Annotated in this window: 27 protein-coding genes and 2 tRNA genes; 22 read left to right on the forward strand and 7 right to left on the reverse strand. The window is 45.0% G+C overall.

What is annotated here, in order from left to right; genetic code table 11:
• Positions 1–25 precede the first annotated feature (25 nt).
• The 7 genes from J7W08_RS08385 (at position 26) to J7W08_RS08415 (ending at position 3,645) form a co-directional block, all read left to right on the forward strand.
• On the forward strand, positions 26–304 hold the full coding sequence (locus J7W08_RS08385) for a 50S ribosomal protein L44e (RefSeq protein WP_048195501.1): 279 nt from the start codon (positions 26–28) through the stop codon (positions 302–304).
• Positions 301–486 carry a 30S ribosomal protein S27e gene (locus J7W08_RS08390; RefSeq protein ID WP_048195503.1) on the forward strand — a complete coding sequence of 62 codons (186 nt, stop codon included), beginning with the start codon at positions 301–303 and terminating at the stop codon, positions 484–486. The genes J7W08_RS08385 and J7W08_RS08390 overlap by 4 nt, the downstream gene beginning before the upstream one ends.
• A gap of 11 nt (positions 487–497) precedes the next feature.
• Positions 498–1,298, forward strand: a complete 801-nt coding sequence (locus tag J7W08_RS08395; RefSeq protein WP_233084058.1) for a translation initiation factor IF-2 subunit alpha — start codon at positions 498–500, stop codon at positions 1,296–1,298.
• 7 nt (positions 1,299–1,305) lie between these two features.
• A complete protein-coding gene (locus J7W08_RS08400) occupies positions 1,306–1,476 on the forward strand; it encodes an RNA-protein complex protein Nop10 (RefSeq protein ID WP_233084059.1) in 171 nt (56 codons plus the stop codon).
• Positions 1,469–2,242, forward strand: a complete 774-nt coding sequence (locus tag J7W08_RS08405) for a proteasome assembly chaperone family protein (protein ID WP_233084060.1) — start codon at positions 1,469–1,471, stop codon at positions 2,240–2,242. Before J7W08_RS08400 ends, J7W08_RS08405 begins: the two co-directional genes overlap by 8 nt.
• A gap of 9 nt (positions 2,243–2,251) precedes the next feature.
• Positions 2,252–3,475 (forward strand): TIGR00375 family protein, encoded by a 1,224-nt coding sequence (locus J7W08_RS08410; RefSeq protein ID WP_233084061.1) that lies wholly within the window; start codon positions 2,252–2,254, stop codon positions 3,473–3,475.
• 51 nt (positions 3,476–3,526) lie between these two features.
• Positions 3,527–3,645 (forward strand) — tRNA-Ser (locus tag J7W08_RS08415).
• A gap of 45 nt (positions 3,646–3,690) precedes the next feature.
• On the opposite strand, the gene J7W08_RS08420 is transcribed toward J7W08_RS08415, so the two are convergent.
• Complete coding sequence (locus J7W08_RS08420) at positions 3,691–4,032, reverse strand: DUF3795 domain-containing protein (protein ID WP_233084062.1); 342 nt, start codon at positions 4,030–4,032, stop codon at positions 3,691–3,693.
• Positions 4,033–4,168: 136 nt separating this feature from the next.
• Between J7W08_RS08420 and J7W08_RS08425 the strand changes: the two genes are divergently transcribed.
• Positions 4,169–5,131, forward strand: a complete 963-nt coding sequence (locus J7W08_RS08425; RefSeq protein WP_233084063.1) for an ATP-grasp domain-containing protein — start codon at positions 4,169–4,171, stop codon at positions 5,129–5,131.
• A 25-nt stretch (positions 5,132–5,156) separates the two neighbouring features.
• On the opposite strand, the gene J7W08_RS08430 is transcribed toward J7W08_RS08425, so the two are convergent.
• Together J7W08_RS08430 and J7W08_RS08435 are read right to left on the reverse strand one after the other, a co-directional pair.
• Positions 5,157–6,005: a protease inhibitor I42 family protein gene (locus tag J7W08_RS08430; RefSeq protein WP_233084064.1), complete on the reverse strand. Its 849-nt coding sequence runs from the start codon at positions 6,003–6,005 to the stop codon at positions 5,157–5,159.
• A 120-nt stretch (positions 6,006–6,125) separates the two neighbouring features.
• Positions 6,126–6,833 carry a DNA alkylation repair protein gene (locus J7W08_RS08435; protein ID WP_233084065.1) on the reverse strand — a complete coding sequence of 236 codons (708 nt, stop codon included), beginning with the start codon at positions 6,831–6,833 and terminating at the stop codon, positions 6,126–6,128.
• 90 nt (positions 6,834–6,923) lie between these two features.
• Between J7W08_RS08435 and J7W08_RS08440 the strand changes: the two genes are divergently transcribed.
• Together J7W08_RS08440 and J7W08_RS08445 are read left to right on the forward strand one after the other, a co-directional pair.
• On the forward strand, positions 6,924–8,033 hold the full coding sequence (locus J7W08_RS08440) for a hypothetical protein (RefSeq protein WP_233084066.1): 1,110 nt from the start codon (positions 6,924–6,926) through the stop codon (positions 8,031–8,033).
• Positions 8,034–8,048: 15 nt separating this feature from the next.
• Positions 8,049–9,206, forward strand: coding sequence for an ABC transporter permease (locus J7W08_RS08445; RefSeq protein WP_233084067.1), 1,158 nt, complete (start codon positions 8,049–8,051; stop codon positions 9,204–9,206).
• A gap of 490 nt (positions 9,207–9,696) precedes the next feature.
• Here J7W08_RS08445 and cofD read toward each other — a convergent pair whose 3' ends face one another.
• Positions 9,697–10,617, reverse strand: a complete 921-nt coding sequence (gene cofD, locus J7W08_RS08450; RefSeq protein WP_233084068.1) for a 2-phospho-L-lactate transferase — start codon at positions 10,615–10,617, stop codon at positions 9,697–9,699.
• 64 nt (positions 10,618–10,681) lie between these two features.
• Between cofD and J7W08_RS08455 the strand changes: the two genes are divergently transcribed.
• From J7W08_RS08455 to J7W08_RS08490, 8 genes are all read left to right on the forward strand, one after another.
• The gene (locus tag J7W08_RS08455) at positions 10,682–11,878 is read left to right on the forward strand and encodes an HD domain-containing protein (protein ID WP_233084069.1); all 1,197 of its coding nucleotides are present in this window, start codon (positions 10,682–10,684) and stop codon (positions 11,876–11,878) included.
• Between the two features lie 18 nt (positions 11,879–11,896).
• Positions 11,897–12,247 (forward strand): prenylated flavin chaperone LpdD, encoded by a 351-nt coding sequence (gene lpdD, locus J7W08_RS08460; protein ID WP_048196265.1) that lies wholly within the window; start codon positions 11,897–11,899, stop codon positions 12,245–12,247.
• The gene (locus J7W08_RS08465; RefSeq protein ID WP_233084070.1) at positions 12,247–12,816 is read left to right on the forward strand and encodes a UbiX family flavin prenyltransferase; all 570 of its coding nucleotides are present in this window, start codon (positions 12,247–12,249) and stop codon (positions 12,814–12,816) included. Before lpdD ends, J7W08_RS08465 begins: the two co-directional genes overlap by 1 nt.
• Positions 12,817–13,066: 250 nt before the next feature.
• Positions 13,067–13,144, forward strand: a tRNA-Pro gene (locus tag J7W08_RS08470).
• A gap of 132 nt (positions 13,145–13,276) precedes the next feature.
• The gene (locus J7W08_RS08475) at positions 13,277–13,555 is read left to right on the forward strand and encodes a ubiquitin-like small modifier protein 1 (protein WP_310742484.1); all 279 of its coding nucleotides are present in this window, start codon (positions 13,277–13,279) and stop codon (positions 13,553–13,555) included.
• A 41-nt stretch (positions 13,556–13,596) separates the two neighbouring features.
• Positions 13,597–13,989 carry a fluoride efflux transporter CrcB gene (gene crcB / locus J7W08_RS08480; protein ID WP_233084072.1) on the forward strand — a complete coding sequence of 131 codons (393 nt, stop codon included), beginning with the start codon at positions 13,597–13,599 and terminating at the stop codon, positions 13,987–13,989.
• On the forward strand, positions 13,979–14,338 hold the full coding sequence (gene crcB, locus J7W08_RS08485) for a fluoride efflux transporter CrcB (protein WP_233084073.1): 360 nt from the start codon (positions 13,979–13,981) through the stop codon (positions 14,336–14,338). Before crcB (J7W08_RS08480) ends, crcB (J7W08_RS08485) begins: the two co-directional genes overlap by 11 nt.
• 22 nt (positions 14,339–14,360) lie before the next feature.
• Positions 14,361–14,681, forward strand: a complete 321-nt coding sequence (locus J7W08_RS08490) for a DUF190 domain-containing protein (RefSeq protein WP_233084074.1) — start codon at positions 14,361–14,363, stop codon at positions 14,679–14,681.
• 14 nt (positions 14,682–14,695) lie between these two features.
• Here J7W08_RS08490 and J7W08_RS08495 read toward each other — a convergent pair whose 3' ends face one another.
• From J7W08_RS08495 to J7W08_RS08505, 3 genes are all read right to left on the reverse strand, one after another.
• Positions 14,696–14,962, reverse strand: a complete 267-nt coding sequence (locus tag J7W08_RS08495) for a YhbY family RNA-binding protein (protein ID WP_233084075.1) — start codon at positions 14,960–14,962, stop codon at positions 14,696–14,698.
• An 89-nt stretch (positions 14,963–15,051) separates the two neighbouring features.
• The gene (locus tag J7W08_RS08500) at positions 15,052–15,753 is read right to left on the reverse strand and encodes an RAD55 family ATPase (protein ID WP_233084076.1); all 702 of its coding nucleotides are present in this window, start codon (positions 15,751–15,753) and stop codon (positions 15,052–15,054) included.
• Positions 15,754–15,982: 229 nt separating this feature from the next.
• Entirely contained in the window at positions 15,983–16,516 is a 534-nt protein-coding gene (locus tag J7W08_RS08505; protein ID WP_233084077.1) for a MogA/MoaB family molybdenum cofactor biosynthesis protein, read from the reverse strand.
• A 322-nt stretch (positions 16,517–16,838) separates the two neighbouring features.
• On the opposite strand from J7W08_RS08505, the gene J7W08_RS08510 reads away from it, so the two are divergent.
• The 4 genes from J7W08_RS08510 (at position 16,839) to J7W08_RS08525 (ending at position 19,603) form a co-directional block, all read left to right on the forward strand.
• Entirely contained in the window at positions 16,839–17,357 is a 519-nt protein-coding gene (locus J7W08_RS08510) for a 50S ribosomal protein L16 (RefSeq protein ID WP_233084078.1), read from the forward strand.
• Between the two features lie 32 nt (positions 17,358–17,389).
• Positions 17,390–18,001 carry a translation initiation factor IF-2 subunit beta gene (locus J7W08_RS08515; protein ID WP_233084079.1) on the forward strand — a complete coding sequence of 204 codons (612 nt, stop codon included), beginning with the start codon at positions 17,390–17,392 and terminating at the stop codon, positions 17,999–18,001.
• Positions 18,002–18,114: 113 nt separating this feature from the next.
• Positions 18,115–18,351, forward strand: a complete 237-nt coding sequence (locus J7W08_RS08520) for a DEAD/DEAH box helicase family protein (protein WP_233084080.1) — start codon at positions 18,115–18,117, stop codon at positions 18,349–18,351.
• A 40-nt stretch (positions 18,352–18,391) separates the two neighbouring features.
• Positions 18,392–19,603 carry a radical SAM/SPASM domain-containing protein gene (locus tag J7W08_RS08525; protein WP_233084081.1) on the forward strand — a complete coding sequence of 404 codons (1,212 nt, stop codon included), beginning with the start codon at positions 18,392–18,394 and terminating at the stop codon, positions 19,601–19,603.
• Positions 19,604–19,670 lie beyond the last annotated feature (67 nt).

Below are 19,670 nucleotides of genomic sequence, written 5' to 3' on the forward strand. Positions count from 1 at the left end.
TTCAACTTGATAAAAGGTGTAAATAATGAAAATTCCAAAGAGGTTCAGAACATATTGCCCATCCTGCAAAAAACATACTGAACACATTGCAGAGAGAGTAAAGAAAGGCAAGGCATCAGCTATGACACACATTGCCAGACAGAAGAAGAGGCAATCAGGCATCGGAAACAGTGGTAAATTCTCAAAGGTTCCTGGAGGAGACAAACCAACCAAGAGAGTACAGCTCAAATACCGCTGCGCCGAGTGCAACAAGTCACACCAGAGGCCATGCTTCAGAGCAAAGAAATTCGAGTTTAAGGAATGATAACAATGACACAACCAAAAAGCAGATTCTTACGTGTAAAATGCAACGACTGCTCCAACGAGCAGGTTATCTTCGGTAGTGCAAGCCGCAAGGTCACATGCCTCGTATGCGGAAGAACACTCGCAGAATCCACCGGCGGAAAGTCAACAATTACAACACATATCCTGGAAGTCCTTGAATAAAGTGGTGTAGAATGGATAATAATAACTGGCCAGAAAGCGGCGACTTTGTAGTTTGTACTGTAAAGAACGTAGTCGACTTTGGGGCCTATACAACCCTTGAGGAATACGGGGGTAAAGAAGGGTTTATCCATATCTCCGAGATCAAGGCCGGATGGGTCAAGTATGTACGTGATTACGTAAGGGAAGGTCAGAAGATCGTCTGCAAAGTGCTGGACGTAGACCCTAACCGACGTCACATTGACCTGTCTTTAAAGGATGTCAACGAACACCAGAAACGTGCGAAGATCCAGGACTGGAAGAACGAACAGAAAGCTGAGAAGTGGCTCCAGTTCGTTGCTGAGGACACCAAGACAAGCGCGGAAAAGATGGGCGAAATAAGGTCCATTTTTATGGAAGAGTTCGGAAGCTGCTATACTGGCTTTGAAGAAGCTGCCATCAACGGCAAAGAAGCTTTTGAAGGCATGGCCATCAGCAAGAAGCTGGCCGCAAAGATAGCAGACATCGCTCAGGAAAATATTAAACTTCCATTCGTAGACATCGCAGGATACGTGGATCTTACCTCCAATAGCCCTGATGGGATCGATATTATCAAGAAATCCCTCAAATCAGCTACCAAGATCAAGAAAGATGATGATGTCAGGATAGACGTCACATACACAGGCGCACCAAGATACCGAATAAAGGTTATCGCACCTGACTACAAGACCGCGGAAGCTGTTTTGAAGAAAGCTGCTGAGAAAGCTATTGACTATATCGAAAAGAAGGAAGGAAAGGGAATTTTCCACCGACATATCGAATCAACAAAGGCGTGATGTTCCATTGGGAAACAAGATCCGAAAATGTGTTCAATGCAATGTTTACACATTGAAAGAGAACTGTCCGGAGTGTGGAGAACCTTCAGGGAATCCACTCCCGGCACGATTTTCCCCGCTTGATCCCTATGGCAAATACCGCCGAATCTCCAAAAGGAGGGAAACGGAACATGCGTGAAACAACTGTGATCCGCCTTAAAGATGAGATCCAGCTAAACGACCCCATACTACTTGTTGGCCTTCCGGGAGTCGGGCATGTTGGAAAGCTTGTTGTCGATCACCTGATCGAGAAACTGGAAGCAGAAAAAATATTTGAGATTTATTCCCCTCATTTTCCACCACAGGTAATGGTAAGCGAGGAAAGTACGGTCAAACTTGTCAATAACGAAGTGTACATTTGCAAGACTGACGATAGGGACCTTGTACTCCTTGGAGGAGACCATCAGAGCACAACTACAGATGGTCATTATGAACTTGGAGGCATCTATATCGATCTTGCCGCCGAACTGGGCGTATCTAAGATATTCACCCTTGGAGGATACCCAACAGGCAAGCTGGAGCACACCGATGAAGTAATGGGTGCTGCCAATGATCTAGAGCTTATCGAGGAACTGAAGGAATTAGGCGTTACTTTCAAACCTAACGAACCCGGAGGAGGTATCGTAGGTGCATCAGGTCTCTTACTTGGACTCAGTAAGTTCAAGGATATGAAAGCTGCATGTTTAATGGGATTGACATCAGGATATCTGGTTGACCCGAAAAGTGCACAATCACTCCTAGCTATCTTAAGCAAGCTCCTGAACATAGAGGTCGAGGTGGATGAACTCGAAGAGCGTGCAAAGGACATGGAGAAGATCGTTGCTAACCTCATGGAAGCAAAGCAACAGCAACAGGGCGTATTGAGAGATACGGCCGTTGAAGAAGACCTAAGATACATCGGCTAAGGTGGGAACATGCAGATCAATGCTGATCTCCACCTCCATTCTAAATATTCCATGGCGTGCTCCAATAAGATGGAGCTGCCAACAATTGCCGTAGAGGCTAAGAAAAAAGGCATCGACCTTGTGGCAACAGGCGACTGTATCCACCCGAAATGGCTCGATGACATTAAAACAGCAGCTACGGATGATGAGACAATTCTCATCAATGGTACTTATTTTATTCCAACTACAGAGATAGAGGACAAGAACCGCGTCCACCACCTTCTGATCCTACCTTCCATCTCAAAGGCCGAAGAGCTGGCAGAAACCATGTCAAAATATGCCGACCTGGCAGTTGATGGCAGACCCACGGTAAAACTCGACGGCAGCGAGATAGCACAGATCGCAAAGGACATCGGTGCAATGATCGGACCCTGCCATGCATTCACACCATGGACAGCCCTGTATGCATATCATGACTCCCTCGATAGCTGCTACGGTGACCTCACCGACTACGTCTCCTTCGTGGAGCTGGGACTAAGCGCCGATACCGATTACGCAGACCGCATCAGTGAACTTCACAGACTTACCTTCCTGACCAACTCGGATGCACACTCCCCCTGGTCCAACAAGCTGGCACGAGAGTTCACCAGATTTGAGGTTCCATCCATCGATTTCGAGGGACTGGAAAAAGCCATCCTCCGCAAGGAAGGCTACAAAGCCACCCTGAACGTAGGGTTCTTCCCGGAAGAGGGAAAGTACAACGAATCCGCGTGCATCAAGTGCTTCACCCACTACACCCTTGAGGAAGCCGTCCAGAATAACTGGCGCTGCCCCCAGTGCAGGGGACAGGTCAAAAAAGGCGTATACGACAGGGTGAACGAACTTGCCGACCTGGAAACCCCGGTACACCCCGACCACCGTCCTGACTACCTCCACCTGGCACCCCTTGCAGAGATCATCATGATGGCACTGGGACATGCCAGCATCACCACCAAAGGCGTGAGAACAGCCTGGGAATCCCTTGTGGAAAAGTTCGGCAACGAGGTCACGGTCCTCCTGGATACAAACCCCGACCAGCTTGGCATCGTAGACAGGAGAATAGTGGATGCCATACTTGCATTCCGCAACGGCGAGGTCATCATCCACCCCGGAGGCGGAGGCCAGTACGGATGGATAGGACTGCCGGACTCCGAAAACAAGCCAAAGGAAGACCCGACAAAACCAAAGAACCAGAGTTCCCTTTTCGACTTCTGACCCACTTTTTCGACACCTATATAAGCCATAAACGCTTTCAGAAACAACAATGCCGGGGTGGCAGAGCGGACTAATCCAACGGTGAATTAACAGCCGCGGAGTCTATACGCGGCAGGCTCGAGACCTGTTTCTCCTAACGGAGTGCTTGGGTTCAAATCCCAACCCCGGCGTCTTGTTTTAATGTGTTTTTTGAGAGGACAAACTTCCACTGAGATTCAATCCAGCTTCCCATAATGATTCTTCCACCTGTCAGCTCTTTTAATGAACTCCCCATACCCTTCCTTTCGGATGAACTCGAGGGATTGCCTGCACTTCCCGCGTGAATAGCCTTTCTTGTACCACTCCTGAACGATCTCACAGGACTCCCATTCCGGGCAATCGGCACAGGTCCCATACCCCTTATCCCTGAAACAGCACAGCTTCATCTTGCACTTAGCCCTGTTGATGTCCCTTTCCCCACCTTCATAACCCAGCCTGCATCCGCGGCAGTTCTTGTTCTTTAATTCGCGACAGGTCTTGCAATAAGCTCCACAGCAACCGATCTCAATTTTAGACATTGACCTTAACTTCCCAGATTCCCGAATTAATATACAAATCATTAAGAAACACGATTATTAATAGATAACCAACCACGATCCAGCCAAATTCCTTATATCTACAAAAGCTATTCCCGCATAAAAACGAGGGAAAAACGTGAAAGGATGGATCTTATACAAACATTCCGAATTGGAATTAAAACCTGAAACATACGAGATCAATCGTCTTCTTGAAGTTGCTGAAAAGAACAATATTGAAATGAAGGTGTTAACGCCGGAACAGTTCGAACTCATTGTCACAAGAGATGATCGCAAAGGTGTCCTTTTAGACGGGGAAACGGTCTCACTGCCTGATTTCATTCTTCCCCGAATGGGAGCAGAAACATCATATTTTGCACTGGCCATCATAAGACATCTGGAAAGACTTGGAGTACATACTTTCAATTCATCCCACAGTATTGAAACAGTAAAGGACAAACTGTACTCCCAGCAGATACTTGCAGAGGCGGATATCGCATTCCCAAAGACCATGCTTGCAAAGCATCCCATTGATGTGAACCTTGTTGAAGAACAATTTGGATTCCCGTTAATTGTAAAAACACTTTCAGGGTCAATGGGAAGTGGCGTATTCCTTTCCGAGAACAAATCCAACTTCATAGACCTGATGGAACTCATACGTTCAACAAGGAGCAACGTTAATTTCATCATTCAGGAATTTGTCAAATCCAGTATGGGACGTGACCTTCGTGTAATCATCATTGGAGGACGTGCCGTTGCCTGTATGGAAAGAGTCGCCCAGGAAGGAGATTTCAAAGCTAACTTCTCAAGAGGAGGAATGGTCAGATCCTTTGAGATGACACCAGAAATTGAATGGTTAGCTACCGAAACTGCAAAGGTCTTTGGTCTTGAGATATCAGGGATAGACCTTCTCTTTGACGGAGAACACTTCAAGGTATGTGAAGCGAACTCATCACCGGGCTTCGAAGGAGTGGAAAGCTGCTGTGATACGGACATAGCACAGGAAATGTACGACTTTATCAGGGTAAGGCTCGGAATGTTCCCGGAAGAAGAAGAAGAAGAAGAAGAAGAAGAACTCAAAAGAAAGAAGAAGAGTCTCTGAAAAAGAATGAGGTTTCCTTAAAACCTCACTCCATCACGTTGTCCATAGTGAACTCGAAGGTATCCGTCACACCGTTCACATCCACCGTATAGACACCTGCTTCAAGACCATACACTTCCAGAGGGATGTTCACCTCAAAGGGCACAAGTGCCTGTGTGCACATGGCATCTGTCGGCCTCTTGGTCTTCAGGGCCACATTGAAGGTGTTCCCATCCCTTGTGACCTCGATGTTTTCCTCATCGATCACAGTGCATCCATCAGGAAGGTATCCTGTGGCACTCACACTTACCTGCAGTGGGAATGACTCCATCATGAAGATTTCGATGTCATCGACCATAGCATCACGAATGATGTATTCAGTGTCATCAACGTCGGTGATCATATCATCTCCATCAGCATCATCCTCGCCGTCATGTTCACCTGAAGCAAGGACAGTTACGGTCATGCCGAATGTATCTTCATCACCGGTTGTGTTTTCCCAGGATCTCTTGTAGATCGCAGAGATCTCGTAGGTCCCTTCGTTTTCTGCCTGGAACTTCCACTCATGGATGCCACCTGCTCCCACCAGATCTTCATCCTCCTGAGCAATTACAAAATCGTCTTCCACCAGTGTCAGACCTTCAGGGACCGTGACCTCCCAGGAATAACCTGTTGTCGGGTTCTCTTTAAGCTTCAGCACAATGAGATCATTTTGTTCCATTGTGACCTCACTTGCATTTGCATCCTCAGTTAACACCGCCCCCGATTCAACGATCTCTACATCATCAGTAAGATCAATAGTTCCATTTTCTGTGCAGCCCATGGAAAAAGCAGCCATTGTAACCGCCACGATGGTTATCAGGACCAGAATGCCCATACCTGTATATTTTGACATGATAATTTATCTCCTGTATCTATGCAAATGAATAACTCGTAGCTATATAGCCATTACTTAAGCTACGAATCGATTTGAAGTCATCCAATAACGATTATACAGTAAGTAGAACACAAAACCTCATTTGTGAAGGCGCTTCTGGACAGCTTCACTGGTAAGCTCTTTCAGTGCATCGGTACCTATCCACCTGGCACTGGCAAGATTCGAACCGGTAAGTCTTTGTGACACTTCAATAGCTTTTTTGTTCAACTCGATGTTGCGTTTGCCGATCTGCCTTAAGGCCCAGTTGACGGCCTTTTTCACAAAGTTCCGGGCATCGTTGGATTCCCTTTCAATTATCGGTAAGAAATCCTCGAAAACAGAATCATTCGCCTTTTTGTCCGCCACAGCCATTCTTGCCATGAGGACAAAACCGGAGCGTTTCACAAACTCCTCTTTTCGGGAGCTCCACTCGATGGCTTTCCTGGAAGAATGAGAGGTTTTCTGGAACAGGTTCATACAGCACTGGTCGCAGATCTCCCAGTAATCAAAGTCCCTGACCCACGCTTCCATCTGTTTTTCGCTGACCTGCTTTGGATCATCCACCATGGAAGCGAGGATCATGGTCTCCCTGTACCCCTTATCCCATAGCATGAGAGCCAGTTTGTGATCCTTACCGGTCTCTTTTGCAAGGTGTCTGAGCTCTGGAATTGATACACCGTAGCACTTTTCAGGCGTGATCCAGAAATGTGCCATACCCTCTATGGCCTCGGGATCACTCAGTTCTTCCAGTTTAGCGATGATACTATCAAATATCTCTTCTGTTGTACCCACACGAACAGTCCCCATGTTTTTAGTTTTTCACATAATACATTGTATGTATGCTTCTTAAATATTATTAGAGGATACTTTTTTATTAAGTAAAAAGGGGAAAACGACATGAAAGGTGGAATAAGCAAACTGGTTATCTTTGCTCTGATAATACTGTTCGCAACAACAGTCCTTGCATCAGCGAACACCGGGAATGATGCTGATACAATGATCGAGATCGAAGAGATATACAGCAGCATTGATTCCTGTGATATAACACTTTCATCTTCTTCAGCATTAGAAAACCTCATCCTTGAAGTACAGCTTGTGCGTGAAGAGAGGATCATCGATATTGCCACCATACCTATTGACAGTATCAGCGTGAATTCCAGGGTCATAAAAGTTGTCCATTGGGAAACAAAGACTGCCGAAGATGGTGCATATGAAGTACGTGCACAGGTCCTTAACGATAAAAAGGAGCTAAATTCTACCGAATATGAGTTTGTTCACGGAAGGCAGGTGATCCCGGAAGTCGTAATAGAAGGCACTATTGCCAATTCCGAAGGGGTGACTGCAGTCATAAGACCAGTTGATGCAAGCCTCGTAGATATAGAATACATGCTTGTGGACGGTTTTGATGTCATCTACCGTGCAAAGGATGAGAAGGTGTCCGTGCATACAACTCCCCTTACAGTCCATAAGAGATGGAACACACTTCTATTGAACAATAAGGAATACACCGGACTTGTCAAGGTCAGGCCATCCAATGAAAAAAGCGCTATTGTGGTAACAGACAGTTTCACTTCAATGGACGATGCAAAGATCACCGATGTGTACAAGGATGAGATCGGTGCAAGTGCTACCATTGCAGGAAATTCACAGGTGCCTTTTGACGGGTATGTCCAGTTCACAGTTTATGATGAGAACGGAGAGAATGTCGTCGAATCCGCGATCATGAGATCACCCATACTGCTCACAGATGATGACGAAACAGTAGAGACCATCTGGGATAACAGGCTCCGGGAAGGAAAGTACAAACTTGTTATCGAGATCATAGGTAATGATGGAGACGGTCTCGACATTCAGGAAACCATTATCGACGTGGAAGAAAGTGTGACCATATCAAATAATATTCCTGAAGAAGCGGAAGAGGATAACAGCATACCATCATTTCTGGTCACAGAAGCTGCTTTTGTTCTTGCCACTGTGGCATTTGTGTTCCGCAGAAGACATGCATAATAGAAGGTAATTCAAATGCCATATGAGCTGTTCATTGCCCTCAGACATCTCAAAAGCAGGCGTCGTCAGTCACTCATATCCATAAGTGCCATTGGGATCGCGGTCACAATACTCGTGATCTCGAACGCTTTTATGGCAGGATTCACAGAAGAGATCTATGATGTGACCGTCGAGAACCTCCCACATGTGGTGGTTACCCCTGCTGAGGAAGAGGAATACATCCATTTTTACAATAGCATCATACCCCGCATAGAAAGGATCGAGGGGGTGGTGGGAACCTCGCCTGCCCTGGATGGAGAAGCTAGTCTTCGATACAAGGAGAAAACACTCAACATCTTAATGAGAGGAATAGAGCCTGAAAAAGAAGATTCCGTATCCCACATCTCAGAGGACATGATAGAAGGGGATCTCTACAAGCTTATCCACTCCAAGAATACAATTGTGGTAGGTGACAGCCTTGCAGAGGACCTTGAAGTGAACATCGGCGATGAGATATCCGTGAACTTCCCCACAGCAACACCGGCATCCTATGAAATAGTAGGGATCTTTGACACAGGAACACCTGCCGATGATGTACTTACATACACATCCCTGAAGACAGCACAGGAATTCTATGATAGTGGTGATGCCATCAATGTGATAAATATCCGTCTGGCAGACTACAATGAAGACAAGAAGGTCGCAAAAGAGATCGAAGCTCTCGGTTACGAAGCATCTGGCTGGACAGAGACAAATCCGGAGATACTCCAGACCATCACCATTGAAACAACATCCAACAACATAATACTCGCACTCATACTCCTGATAGCATCGTTCGGAGTGGTCAGCACACTGAACATGGTGGTAATGGAGAAGGTAAAGGAAATAGGAGTCCTGATGGCTATGGGAGCACCTGCTTCCGTCATACGCAGGATATTCATACTGGAAAGCGGCATCCTGGGGTTGATCGGTGCTCTCACAGGCTGCCTGCTTGGAACTGCCATTGCCCTGGCGATCGGAAGCTATCCGGTTCCTGCTGATTTTTATGGCATCGAGAAGATACCGGTTATCATCAACATTTCAGATATACTTATAACTGTTTTAGTCGTGTTTTTGCTCAACCTGATCGCAGGCGTTTACCCTGCCCAGCGCGCAGCCGGGCTGGATCCATTAGAGGCAATTTCAACACATTGAAAATAAACAAATTGGTTTCAGTAGTAACGCCGTTACTTCATTATAATATTAAGAATTGTATAGTAAATAAATATCCAAATAACCTGTTCTGCCGTCAAGTGTATATACAATTAGGAAATAGTCCAAATTGTGTAATGAGCGGGACCCTAATTTCTTTTCAAGTACCCCCACTCCCCAACCCGCTCATGCCACCTTTCATCAATTTTTTACCGAATAAACTGTTTTTTTGTAGATGTTCCTGAAAATACTGTAACAAATTATTGTATATTAGATTTGTATATTATACGAAGGTATAATTTGCCGTAAAGTGTATATACAATTACCAAATAGTATTCTTTGTGTAATGAGCGGGACCCTAATTTCTTTTCAAGTACCCCCACTCCCCAACCCGCTCATGCCACCTTTCATCAGCATAGTACTCAAATGACTGTTTTTAGAGATGATGTCAATACACTAATGCGGTACTGTATATTACACAATAATATAATTTTTAGATATTATTAAAAATATCAATTATCTTTTCTGAAAGATCTTTGCTAATTCCCACCGACCTCATCATAGTATCCGTAAAGAAGACATCGATCCCCAGGTCTTTTATGGCATCTCCTGCCGATTCATCCCTTACATCAAGGACCATTGCATCAAGGAGACCATTGTAGCACTCTGCAACCCCTACGGAAGAAACATCGAAGCCACAGGCACTCATCAATTTTCCTGCAGGCCCGCTTATTGGTTCTTTTCCTATGATAGGACTTACTGCAACCACTTTCTTCCCTTTGAGGATGTCACGCATACCAGGTAGGTTAATGATCGGACCAATACTTGTGATGGGATTACTGGGACCTATCAGGACATCATCCTCCTTTTCAAGAGCTTCAATTACACCCGGAGATATGGATGCGTCCTCAATGCCATCCTGTGAAACCTCTAAGACCTCAGGACCACCATGCTGTTTTACCCAGAAATCCTGAAAATGGATCCTGCCGGATGGCGTTGTTATCATTGTGGACACAGGATCATCCGACATTGGCAATATACGGGATTTGATCCCAAATGAAGAAGCCATTTTCTGCATAGCTTCCGTAAGGGAAAGGTCCTGCCTTAGCAGTTCAGACCGCATGATGTGCGTAGCCCTGTCAAGATCCCCGATCATCATCCCTTCGTCATGACCGGCAAGCTTCATCGCCTCATGGGTACTGAATGTATCATCCCTGACACCCCACCATTTTCCCTTATCGATCCTGTCAGAAAGCAAATAGAGCACAGTATCAATATCAGGTGTGATCAGATTTCCTGAGACCCACAGGTCTTCAGCTGTGTTCACAACCACGGTGACATCACCTTCAGGAAGGACATGTCTTAAGCCATCGATCAATTTGGGAGTTCCTGTTCCACCGGACAATACGATCATAAAACAACCTCTGTTTCCATCAAATAACGGAACAGCATTATACCATGAAGACTATTTAAACCATATGAAAGTCATTCGGGATCCGGTACACGGGTACATAGAACTGGACCAGCTTGTATTATCATTGATAGATACACCCCAAATGCAGCGTTTGAGGAGAATTCAGCAGTTGGGTCTGTCCAATCTTGTATATCCCGGAGCAAACCATACTCGTTTTGAACATTCCCTTGGAGTAATGCACCTTGCAACTACCCTGACATCACAGCTAAACTCTATCGAGAAAGATGAAAAGGATGAGATCCGTGCAGCTGCACTTCTCCATGACGTCGGCCACGGGCCACTCTCACATGTCACAGAGAGTATCATAAAACAATATACACGCCAGAGACATGAAGATGTGAAACCAATCCTCAAAAAAGGCGAGATCGCAGAGATACTGGACGAACACGGACTTGATCCTGTGACCATTGCAGACCACATAAAGGGTGAAACTTCACTGGGAAAGATAGTTAATAGCGAAATCGATGTGGACCGTATGGACTACCTGGTCAGGGATGCACATTATACAGGTGTTGCATTCGGACTTGTGGACCATGCACGCCTGATACATGAGATGCAGTTCTACGAGGACAATCTGGTTGTCGGCCTGGGAGGTCTGAAGGCTGCAGAATCGCTTCTTGTTTCACGTTTTCTTATGCACCCCTCGGTCTATTACCACCACGTATCCAGGATAGCCGAAACGATGTTCACGAGGGCGGTCCAGGACCTCATCAACAAGAAAACACTCGACCCGTTCAAACTGCGCCAGATGGAAGATGCAAGGTTGTTCGAGATGATCAGGGCAGACGAGGGATATGCAGGCGAACTTGGAAAACGACTTGATGAAAGAAGGCTTTACAAACGTGCCCTTCATGTTGGCATTGATGTTGTTGGTGAGAACGTCCTTCGTTACAGGGGAAAGGTAGACCGAGTAGAAAATGAGATCGCAGAGATGGTTGGCATCGACAGCAGCGAGATCCTGATTGACATCCCAAAGCGACCCGAGATAGCAGAAATGAAGGCATTGATCAAGGTCGACGGGAAGATGCTGAGACTTGATGAAGCATCCAATATCGTGGCTACAATAGAGAATGCCCACCAGGATAACTGGAGAATGGGAGTATACACGATCAAGGAACACAGAGAATCTGTCAGGAAGGCTGCACAGGAATTCTTTGACACAAAGAAGGGAACAAAGCAGTTCAGACTTACAGACCTATGAGGTGATACTTTGCAGGAAATGAGAACACAGACAAGCAGAGGAGAACTTTTACTTGAACACCGACTCATCGGCGAAGACCTTGTGATAACACTTACAGGTGGCAGAGGACATATTGGAGCTGTAGCCGTGGGCTACTATGACAGAATACCCGGACATGCATCCTCATCGGTGATAACCCTGCCATCCCACAGGGATGACGCCATAGCTCTTGATGCTGCAAGACGTATAAGTTCGGCCACACATAGCACAACAGTTGTTACCGTAGGAATAAATTTTGAGAATATTACACTTGAAGAGATCGAAGAAGTGCTGTCCGCTTCGAACGAACTGATCAATGAATTCATAGGATCAATGAAGGAGAAACAATAATGGAGAGGGAGAGGAAGAAGGAGATAGTTATCGGGATAAGCGGAGCCTCCGGCGTACAGTATGGTGTCCGGTTGCTTGAGATCCTGGCAGATATGAATATAGACACCCACCTGATACTCACAAAGGCTGCAGAGAAGATCATCGAAGTAGAGACCGACCTGACAGTGGAAGGTATAAAAGAACTGGCAACATCGGTCCATGATGAGAATGACTTCACCGCACCCATAGCAAGCGGATCCCACCCCTTCGCAGGTATGATAGTGGCACCTTGCAGCATGAAAACACTCGCTTCAGTGGCAAACGGGACCTCAGACAACCTCATTGCACGCACAGCTGATGTGTGCCTTAAGGAAAGGAGAAAGCTCATCCTGATGGCCAGGGAAACCCCACTCAGCGGCATCCATATTGAGAATATGCTAAAAGCACATAATGCCGGAGCGATCCTGCTACCTGCATCTCCTGCATATTACAACCGACCGGAGTCCATAGACGACCTAATCAATTTCATGGCAGGACGGGCACTTGACCTCATAGGTGTCGACAATGATGCCTACAAACGCTGGGAGTGAGATGCCACCACTCCCCGCAATCCAGAGGAAAAAATCGAGGATTTCTGACCGCATATACAAAATTGCGGTCAAACTGAATATAAAGAAACAATAATTGGCAGTAATTTTTGTACAAAGACCATTGAGATTTGCCAATAAAATGCCAAATATGCGAAACCTGATAGTTAAGTATATCTACTATGACTTCTATTTAGGGAATCGTGCCTCCGAAGGCATGCGTGCGAGGTCTTTTGCATGCAATGAACACGATGGGATAGTAGGGTAGCCTGGTCGATCCTCGAGCGTTTGGGACGCTTGGACTGCGGTTCAAATCCGCGCTATCCCACCAAAATTCAACTTTTTTAATTAACTTATAATTGACAACTTACTATTGACATTTACAATATACTACTGAAAAGTAATTTTAGACGTATTTGGATTAGTTTTATTTAATATGCAGTAGTCAGAAATTCTCATGGTTATGGCAAAAATAAAGTTATTTGCAAATCTCAGGGAATCAGCAGGAGAGTCTGAAATGGAGATGCAAGGAGAGAACATACAAGAGATCCTTGGCGGTCTGCTCACAAGATACCCACAACTTCAGGAACTGATATTCAATGATGTCGAAGGGAAAAAGGAACTTCGAAGTTACATCAACATACTCATAAATGGGAACAATATCCTGCACCTTGAAGGACTGGATACCATTGTCAATGATGACGATGAGATCGCAATATTCCCACCTGTATCGGGTGGCTGATCTTTTTAAGACGCTTCCTGCATTGAACTTCAATTTCATAAATGACACTCCCGGAACGAACACAGGACCTAGCAAGTATAGCATTCGGAGGATTTTTAGGTGCTGTATCCCGATATGCAGTCTCAGCCAGCACCATTTCACCCAATGGAACACTGGTCGTGAATGTGGTTGGAAGCCTTCTTCTGGGAATGATGATGTATGATTATGATTACCTTGGCCACATCAGTCAGAGGACACGACTGACATTTGGAACAGGGTTTATGGGAGCCTTTACGACCTTTTCTACTTTCGCCGTTGAAACCTACAACCTCGGAGGGACCTCTGCGATATTTAATATCGGAATCAATCTCGCACTGACCATTTTGGCAGTTTTCCTTGGAAGAGCCATTATTATCTACCTGTTCAGGAGGAAAGGAAGTGCCCATGGGAATTGAAGCAGTACTGCTTGTGGGGCTTGGAGGTTCCATAGGAGCCTGCCTGAGGTATCTTGTTTCGGGGACCGTACCGGTTATGAAAGGACTTCCCACAGGAACCCTTCTTGTAAATGTTATCGGAAGCACCATACTATCCACACTGACATTTCTCTCAGTACCATACGCCAGCTTTCACCTTATCAACATAGGCATCCTCGGCTCCTTCACAACATTCTCAACCTTTGCATATGAAAGCTTCAAGCTGCTAGAAGAGGGTCGTACACCACTATTTGCATCCAATATAACACTCAACCTGTTGCTTTGCCTTTCAGGCGTTTACATCGGGCAGCACATAGCAAGTTTAATCTAATTTGAAAAATAGAGATAAACATATGACATCAGCTATTCTCAGGATATACCTTAGTGAGAACGATTCCTGCGATGGAAAACCTGCACATGAGAAGATACTTGAGTTTATGAGGGATTCAAAGATCTCCGGTGCAACCGTTCTTCATGGCATCGAAGGATATGGAGTTCATAGCAAGATACATACAACAAGCATTCTGAGACTCGGCACAGACCTGCCAATTGTTGTGGAAGCAGTCGATTCCGAAGAAAAGATAAGAAAGATTCTCCCTGAACTTTGCAGGATGATCCCAAAAGAACTTATCACCTTGCAAAAAGTTGAGATCATTTCAGGGGAGAATGTCTGAAGAAACTCTGAAATTTAACGGTAAAGTACTACTGAATGTCCCCTTACATCAATGATCGTTGACCTTGTAGCATCTGCAAGCTTTTCAGCAATGCCATCAATTCCATCTTCTTCTTCGTAAGAAGCACTCTTTAAGACCTTAACTTTGACAAGATGCCGGTCTTTAATGACCTTTTTCAGTTCGATTATCAGCTGGTCAGAAACCCCGCCTTTGCCTACATTTAGTATAGGCTTTATGTGGGTTGCTTCAGACCTCAGTTTGTACAGCTTTTCTTTATCCATATGAACCTACACAAAATTTATGCCAATTATACCTTGCGGCAGTATTTGCATATGATAATGCAAAATAACCAGTTAATTGAAGAAAAGAATTATTCAGGCTTCTCAATAGTTACATTACTGCCGTCGACCTCAAACTCATACCAGGGAGTAGGTTTTGGAGTAATGCCCAATATCCTGATAGAATAACCGGCATCATTTTCCCTTATTTCTATCATACCATCAAAAAGCTGTTTCAGGGTAGCTACGGTCTGTGCATCATGCATTTCATCTTCCACTATGAAGATGCCAAAGGAATTTGATGCTTTAACACGACCTGTGAAAACATGTAAGAACCTGAACAATGTCTGAAGATTGGAATACATCAGGATAGTAGAAAGGGAATTGATACAGAATCTCAAACCAGGAGCCTTTTTCTGGACAAGGAACTCCTCGAAATACTGACCGATCCTTACCCCGATACCAGTGAGATCCACAGGACTAGCTGCCCTTTTTATATGATCTTTATCCGATGCAGAGATACCAAGTGTTTTCGTGACACAATCCACAACACCGAGATCTGCATTGTCAGTATCCAGACCGTTATTTGAGAACCAGTCCAATACACGCTCCCCGGTCTCACGAGTAGAGACAATAATGGAAGAATCACCCTGTTTAAGCCCATTGCATATAATAGTATTAACGAGATCATCCTTTCCACTCATAGGAGGACCGATAAGCATCAGGTTGGTGCCCTCTTTAACACCACCGATCAGATCGTCAAGTTCTTTGATACCAAACAAATATTCAGCCATGTAAACCTTCCTACAACGGACTTGTCAATGCGAATGCATGAGATCACCGGATTTGACCTGACTTTGCATTACTTCAGAGTAAATTAAGTGAGATTTGATCCACATTCAAATCGTACCTGTTATATTATATCCCTTATGGATACGTCATAAGGGATAATCATATTAATAATATATCTTTGCGGGGACTATATAAATATAGATATTATGTGAACTCGCGTACTATAAATATTCACCTTATGTGTTTTACAACATGACCTGCTTCCGGAAGGATGATCTCTGAGAGTGCAAGTTCAACTGCACCAGGTGATCCGGGAAGACAGAAGATCGCTTTATCCCTTATGATCCCGGCAGCAGCGCGGGTCAGTATAACTGCAGAACCTATCTGTTCAATGCTCTTGTATCTGAAAAGTTCCCCGAATCCGGGCATCTGCTTCTCGAACATCGGCACCAGGGACTCGACGGTAACATCAGTGGGAGTCAGACCGGTGCCACCAGTAGTGACAATAATGTCGGCTTCTTTTTGCAGGGCATCCAGAACAGCTTTCTTTATATCCGAGTTCTCATCGGAAACAAGCTCATAACCCAGTACATGATGACCATTCTTTTTCACAAGTTCCACCATCAATTCGCCGGATATATCCTCAGCATCTTCGGGAGAGCGTGCTGATCCATATTTGGCAAACCTTGAGGTAGATATTGAGATCAAATAAAAACCAAGACTTTTCCGGGCATCTTTCCTGTGCTCATGAGTAACAGAGTCCATATGACAAATTATAGGCATGCAATATATATTGATTTCCAGAAGATACCTTTTTCAATATAAATACTAAAGATGCTCCCAAAACCTGGATATATAAGATGTAATTTAGTATAGCACGGGAAAAAAGGAAAATACATTTTCTATTGATAAGACTTATAAACCCCTAAGTAGTAGGGGGATGCATCATTGACACATTTACAACTTAAAGATTTTCAAGACGCGTTGCCAACATATCCAGAACAACGATCTGGCGACCAGATCAAAAAAGCAGGAAACCCAATGCGTTCTTAAGATCACACAGATCATATTAAGGAGGTTCAGTCTCATGGTAAGAAAACCAGCAAGTATGTACAGAAACGTAAAATCACGCTCAAACACAAGACGAAAATATATGGGCGGTGTTCCAGGCAGTCACGTAATCCACTACGATGATGGAAACAAGACAGCTGAATTCCCGGTGAAGGTCACACTGATCTCAGATGAAAGATGTCAGATCAGGCACACAGCTCTCGAAGCTGCACGTATCACTGCAAACAGATCAATGACAACAGCAGCAGGTCGAGCAGGCTACCACATGAAGCTCAGAGTATACCCACACGAAGTTCTCAGAGAGAACAAGCAGGCTACCGGAGCAGGAGCAGACCGTGTCTCAAGTGGAATGAGAGCAGCATGGGGAAAGAATGTAGGAACAGCAGCAAGAGTTGCTGCAGGACAGAAAGTATTCACAATATCTGTTAACAAAGAGCACTTCCCAATGGCAAAAGATGCTCTCCGAAAAGCTGGCCAGAAACTGCCAACCCCTGTAAGGATCGTTGTCGATCAGGGTATGGAACTGGTACAGTAAACAGAACACTTATCAAAAAAGAGGGTATCAAAATGGATGATTACGAAGCGCTATTGGAAAGGGCAATTGAAAACCTGCCAGATGTGGAAACTACGGATGTTCGTTTCGTAATTCCCGAACCCAGGATATTTGTGGAAGGTAAGACCACCGTCCTTGAGAACTTTGGGAACATTGCGGACGTACTGAACAGGGATCCGGACCACCTTATGAAATACCTCACAAGGGAAATGGGAACTGCCGGAAAGCTTGATGGAAACCGTGCAATATTCCAGGGTAAATTCCCAAGAGAGAATATCAAATCAAATATCGACGCCTACGTTGAAGAGTATGTCATATGCTCCGAATGTAATCGCCCGGATACCCAGCTTGTCAAATCTGACAGGATAATGATATTAAAGTGCTCAGCTTGTGGTGCACACCGTCCTGTTAAAAAGAGGAGGACCACAATTGCAACACCCCGCGATGCAGTCGAAGAAGGCGAGGAGTACGAGGTCAGGATCGATGCCGTTGGTTCAAAAGGAGACGGAATCGCTAAACTTGCCAAGTTCACCATATTTGTCCCAGGCGCTGCAAAAGGCGATGTCGTAAAGATCAAGATCAAGAGGATCAGCGGGAACCTTGCATTTGCAGAACGCGCTTCTTAAGCAGCGTTCTTTGATCATAAACATTATTGATCTAGCCCTTTCCAAACTGTCTGCCCGGGATAAAACTGTCCAGGGGCAGATAACAAAGGAAACAGGATATAAAGAGGGTTTAGATGGACCGGAAACCAATTTCAATACCAGAGTTCGATGGACTTGTTGAAAGCGGTTTTCCAAACAATAATGTTGTATTCTTTACAGAGCAGAACGAAACTGGCAAAACCGGTTTCGGAGTTCATTTTTTTGCAAATAACAAATACCAACAATGCCTAACCGATGGTCTATACAAATATAAAAGAAATCTCTTAGAGACCATTATTAATACATATCCAAAAGGCATCCATAGATCATGATGCAAAAGGTTGTAAGACCTGACATAGAGAGGATTTTGAAATGGCTAACACGGACAGAAAAACAGAAATGGACCAAAGTGAAGAAGACATTACAGTACTTTCACTCCCGGGCCTTACCATTGACCTGAAGCATCAGAACGGATTCCTACAACTGGAAGCAAAAGGCCATTTGCGTGGTGTTTGTTCCCCTTTCCTGAAAAAATTCAATTCTACCCTTGAAGCAGAAAAACCAGCCCTTGTTGAAAAAGACAGGGTCATAGCATCCACATGGTTACCACCAATACCGGGCAAGGTCTTCAATAGGCTCCTCTATGCCGAAACACAGATCGCGCTTGGAAAGTATATTCCAGAAACGGTGTCCTTTGAGATCACAAGGCAGTGCAGATGTAAATGTGACCATTGCGTGATCAGCGGCGGTGAAGGCGACCTCGATGTCGATACGGTAAAACGGACCATCGATGAGGCTCTTGACATGGGAGCCGTGGTCATCACATTTACCGAAGGAGATCCCCTTCTTCGAGAAGATATATTCGAACTTATTGATTACGTTGACAAGGACCGTGCCATTGTCAACATGTACACACCTGGCACAGATATGACACCGGAAGTTGCTGAAAGACTAAAGGAGGTCGGACTTCACAACCTCCTGGTAAGCATATATTCCACCGTTCCTGAAGAGCACGATGACATCCGAAAGCTGGAAGGTGCTTTTGAAAAAGCGACCAATGCCATTAGATATGGACTTGACGCAGGGCTGCTTGTTACAATGTGCACCCACGTTTCCCCGAAGAACATGGAGAAACTGACATCAATGTACCAGTTCGCAAAGGAGCTTGGAGTGCATGAGTTCTCATTGTGGGAATCCGTACCAAAGAAACCCGAAGACCCTATCATAACAGACGAGGACCGGGAAGTCATAATGGAAATGTACCGTAGGATAAATGCTACCGAGGACGGACCCAGAATATTCGCAAACACATACTTTGAAGGCGAGATGTTGGGATGTATGGCTGGCCAGCGCTGGTTACATGTCTGCGTGGAAGGATCAGTAAAACCCTGCCCATACATACCATTCAGTTTCGGGAACATCAAGACAGATGATCTCAGGACGATCTGGAGCAGGATACGCAAGGTCAGTGACTTTAAAGGAGAGCGACACTCCTGCCTGATGCAGGAGAAGGACTACCTGAACCTTGTATCGAAGATACCTGAAGATGCCGGAACACCATACGACTTCGATCTTATCAGGTAACCGATATATACGTTCAGCTATTCAAGGATAATAACAAAATCTTAAGCGGAATTTGACAGAGGCAGCA

This window comes from Methanococcoides orientis (assembly GCF_021184045.1).
Classification (GTDB): Archaea; Halobacteriota; Methanosarcinia; order Methanosarcinales; family Methanosarcinaceae; genus Methanococcoides; species Methanococcoides orientis.

Bases quoted from the DNA above. Each gene is read 5' to 3' on its own strand.
- J7W08_RS08385 (WP_048195501.1), top strand. From the start codon at position 26: ATGAAAATTCCAAAGAGGTTCAGAACATATTGCCCATCCTGCAAAAAA.
- J7W08_RS08390 (WP_048195503.1), top strand. From the start codon at position 301: ATGATAACAATGACACAACCAAAAAGCAGATTCTTACGTGTAAAATGC.
- J7W08_RS08395 (WP_233084058.1), top strand. From the start codon at position 498: ATGGATAATAATAACTGGCCAGAAAGCGGCGACTTTGTAGTTTGTACT.
- J7W08_RS08405 (WP_233084060.1), top strand. From the start codon at position 1,469: ATGCGTGAAACAACTGTGATCCGCCTTAAAGATGAGATCCAGCTAAAC.
- J7W08_RS08410 (WP_233084061.1), top strand. From the start codon at position 2,252: ATGCAGATCAATGCTGATCTCCACCTCCATTCTAAATATTCCATGGCG.
- J7W08_RS08420 (WP_233084062.1), bottom strand. From the start codon at position 4,032: ATGTCTAAAATTGAGATCGGTTGCTGTGGAGCTTATTGCAAGACCTGT.
- J7W08_RS08430 (WP_233084064.1), bottom strand. From the start codon at position 6,005: ATGTCAAAATATACAGGTATGGGCATTCTGGTCCTGATAACCATCGTG.
- J7W08_RS08435 (WP_233084065.1), bottom strand. From the start codon at position 6,833: ATGGGGACTGTTCGTGTGGGTACAACAGAAGAGATATTTGATAGTATC.
- J7W08_RS08440 (WP_233084066.1), top strand. From the start codon at position 6,924: ATGAAAGGTGGAATAAGCAAACTGGTTATCTTTGCTCTGATAATACTG.
- J7W08_RS08445 (WP_233084067.1), top strand. From the start codon at position 8,049: ATGCCATATGAGCTGTTCATTGCCCTCAGACATCTCAAAAGCAGGCGT.
- cofD (WP_233084068.1), bottom strand. From the start codon at position 10,617: ATGATCGTATTGTCCGGTGGAACAGGAACTCCCAAATTGATCGATGGC.
- J7W08_RS08455 (WP_233084069.1), top strand. From the start codon at position 10,682: ATGAAAGTCATTCGGGATCCGGTACACGGGTACATAGAACTGGACCAG.
- lpdD (WP_048196265.1), top strand. From the start codon at position 11,897: ATGAGAACACAGACAAGCAGAGGAGAACTTTTACTTGAACACCGACTC.
- J7W08_RS08465 (WP_233084070.1), top strand. From the start codon at position 12,247: ATGGAGAGGGAGAGGAAGAAGGAGATAGTTATCGGGATAAGCGGAGCC.
- J7W08_RS08475 (WP_310742484.1), top strand. From the start codon at position 13,277: ATGGCAAAAATAAAGTTATTTGCAAATCTCAGGGAATCAGCAGGAGAG.
- crcB (WP_233084072.1), top strand. From the start codon at position 13,597: ATGACACTCCCGGAACGAACACAGGACCTAGCAAGTATAGCATTCGGA.
- crcB (WP_233084073.1), top strand. From the start codon at position 13,979: ATGGGAATTGAAGCAGTACTGCTTGTGGGGCTTGGAGGTTCCATAGGA.
- J7W08_RS08490 (WP_233084074.1), top strand. From the start codon at position 14,361: ATGACATCAGCTATTCTCAGGATATACCTTAGTGAGAACGATTCCTGC.
- J7W08_RS08495 (WP_233084075.1), bottom strand. From the start codon at position 14,962: ATGGATAAAGAAAAGCTGTACAAACTGAGGTCTGAAGCAACCCACATA.
- J7W08_RS08500 (WP_233084076.1), bottom strand. From the start codon at position 15,753: ATGGCTGAATATTTGTTTGGTATCAAAGAACTTGACGATCTGATCGGT.
- J7W08_RS08505 (WP_233084077.1), bottom strand. From the start codon at position 16,516: ATGGACTCTGTTACTCATGAGCACAGGAAAGATGCCCGGAAAAGTCTT.
- J7W08_RS08510 (WP_233084078.1), top strand. From the start codon at position 16,839: ATGGTAAGAAAACCAGCAAGTATGTACAGAAACGTAAAATCACGCTCA.
- J7W08_RS08515 (WP_233084079.1), top strand. From the start codon at position 17,390: ATGGATGATTACGAAGCGCTATTGGAAAGGGCAATTGAAAACCTGCCA.
- J7W08_RS08520 (WP_233084080.1), top strand. From the start codon at position 18,115: ATGGACCGGAAACCAATTTCAATACCAGAGTTCGATGGACTTGTTGAA.
- J7W08_RS08525 (WP_233084081.1), top strand. From the start codon at position 18,392: ATGGCTAACACGGACAGAAAAACAGAAATGGACCAAAGTGAAGAAGAC.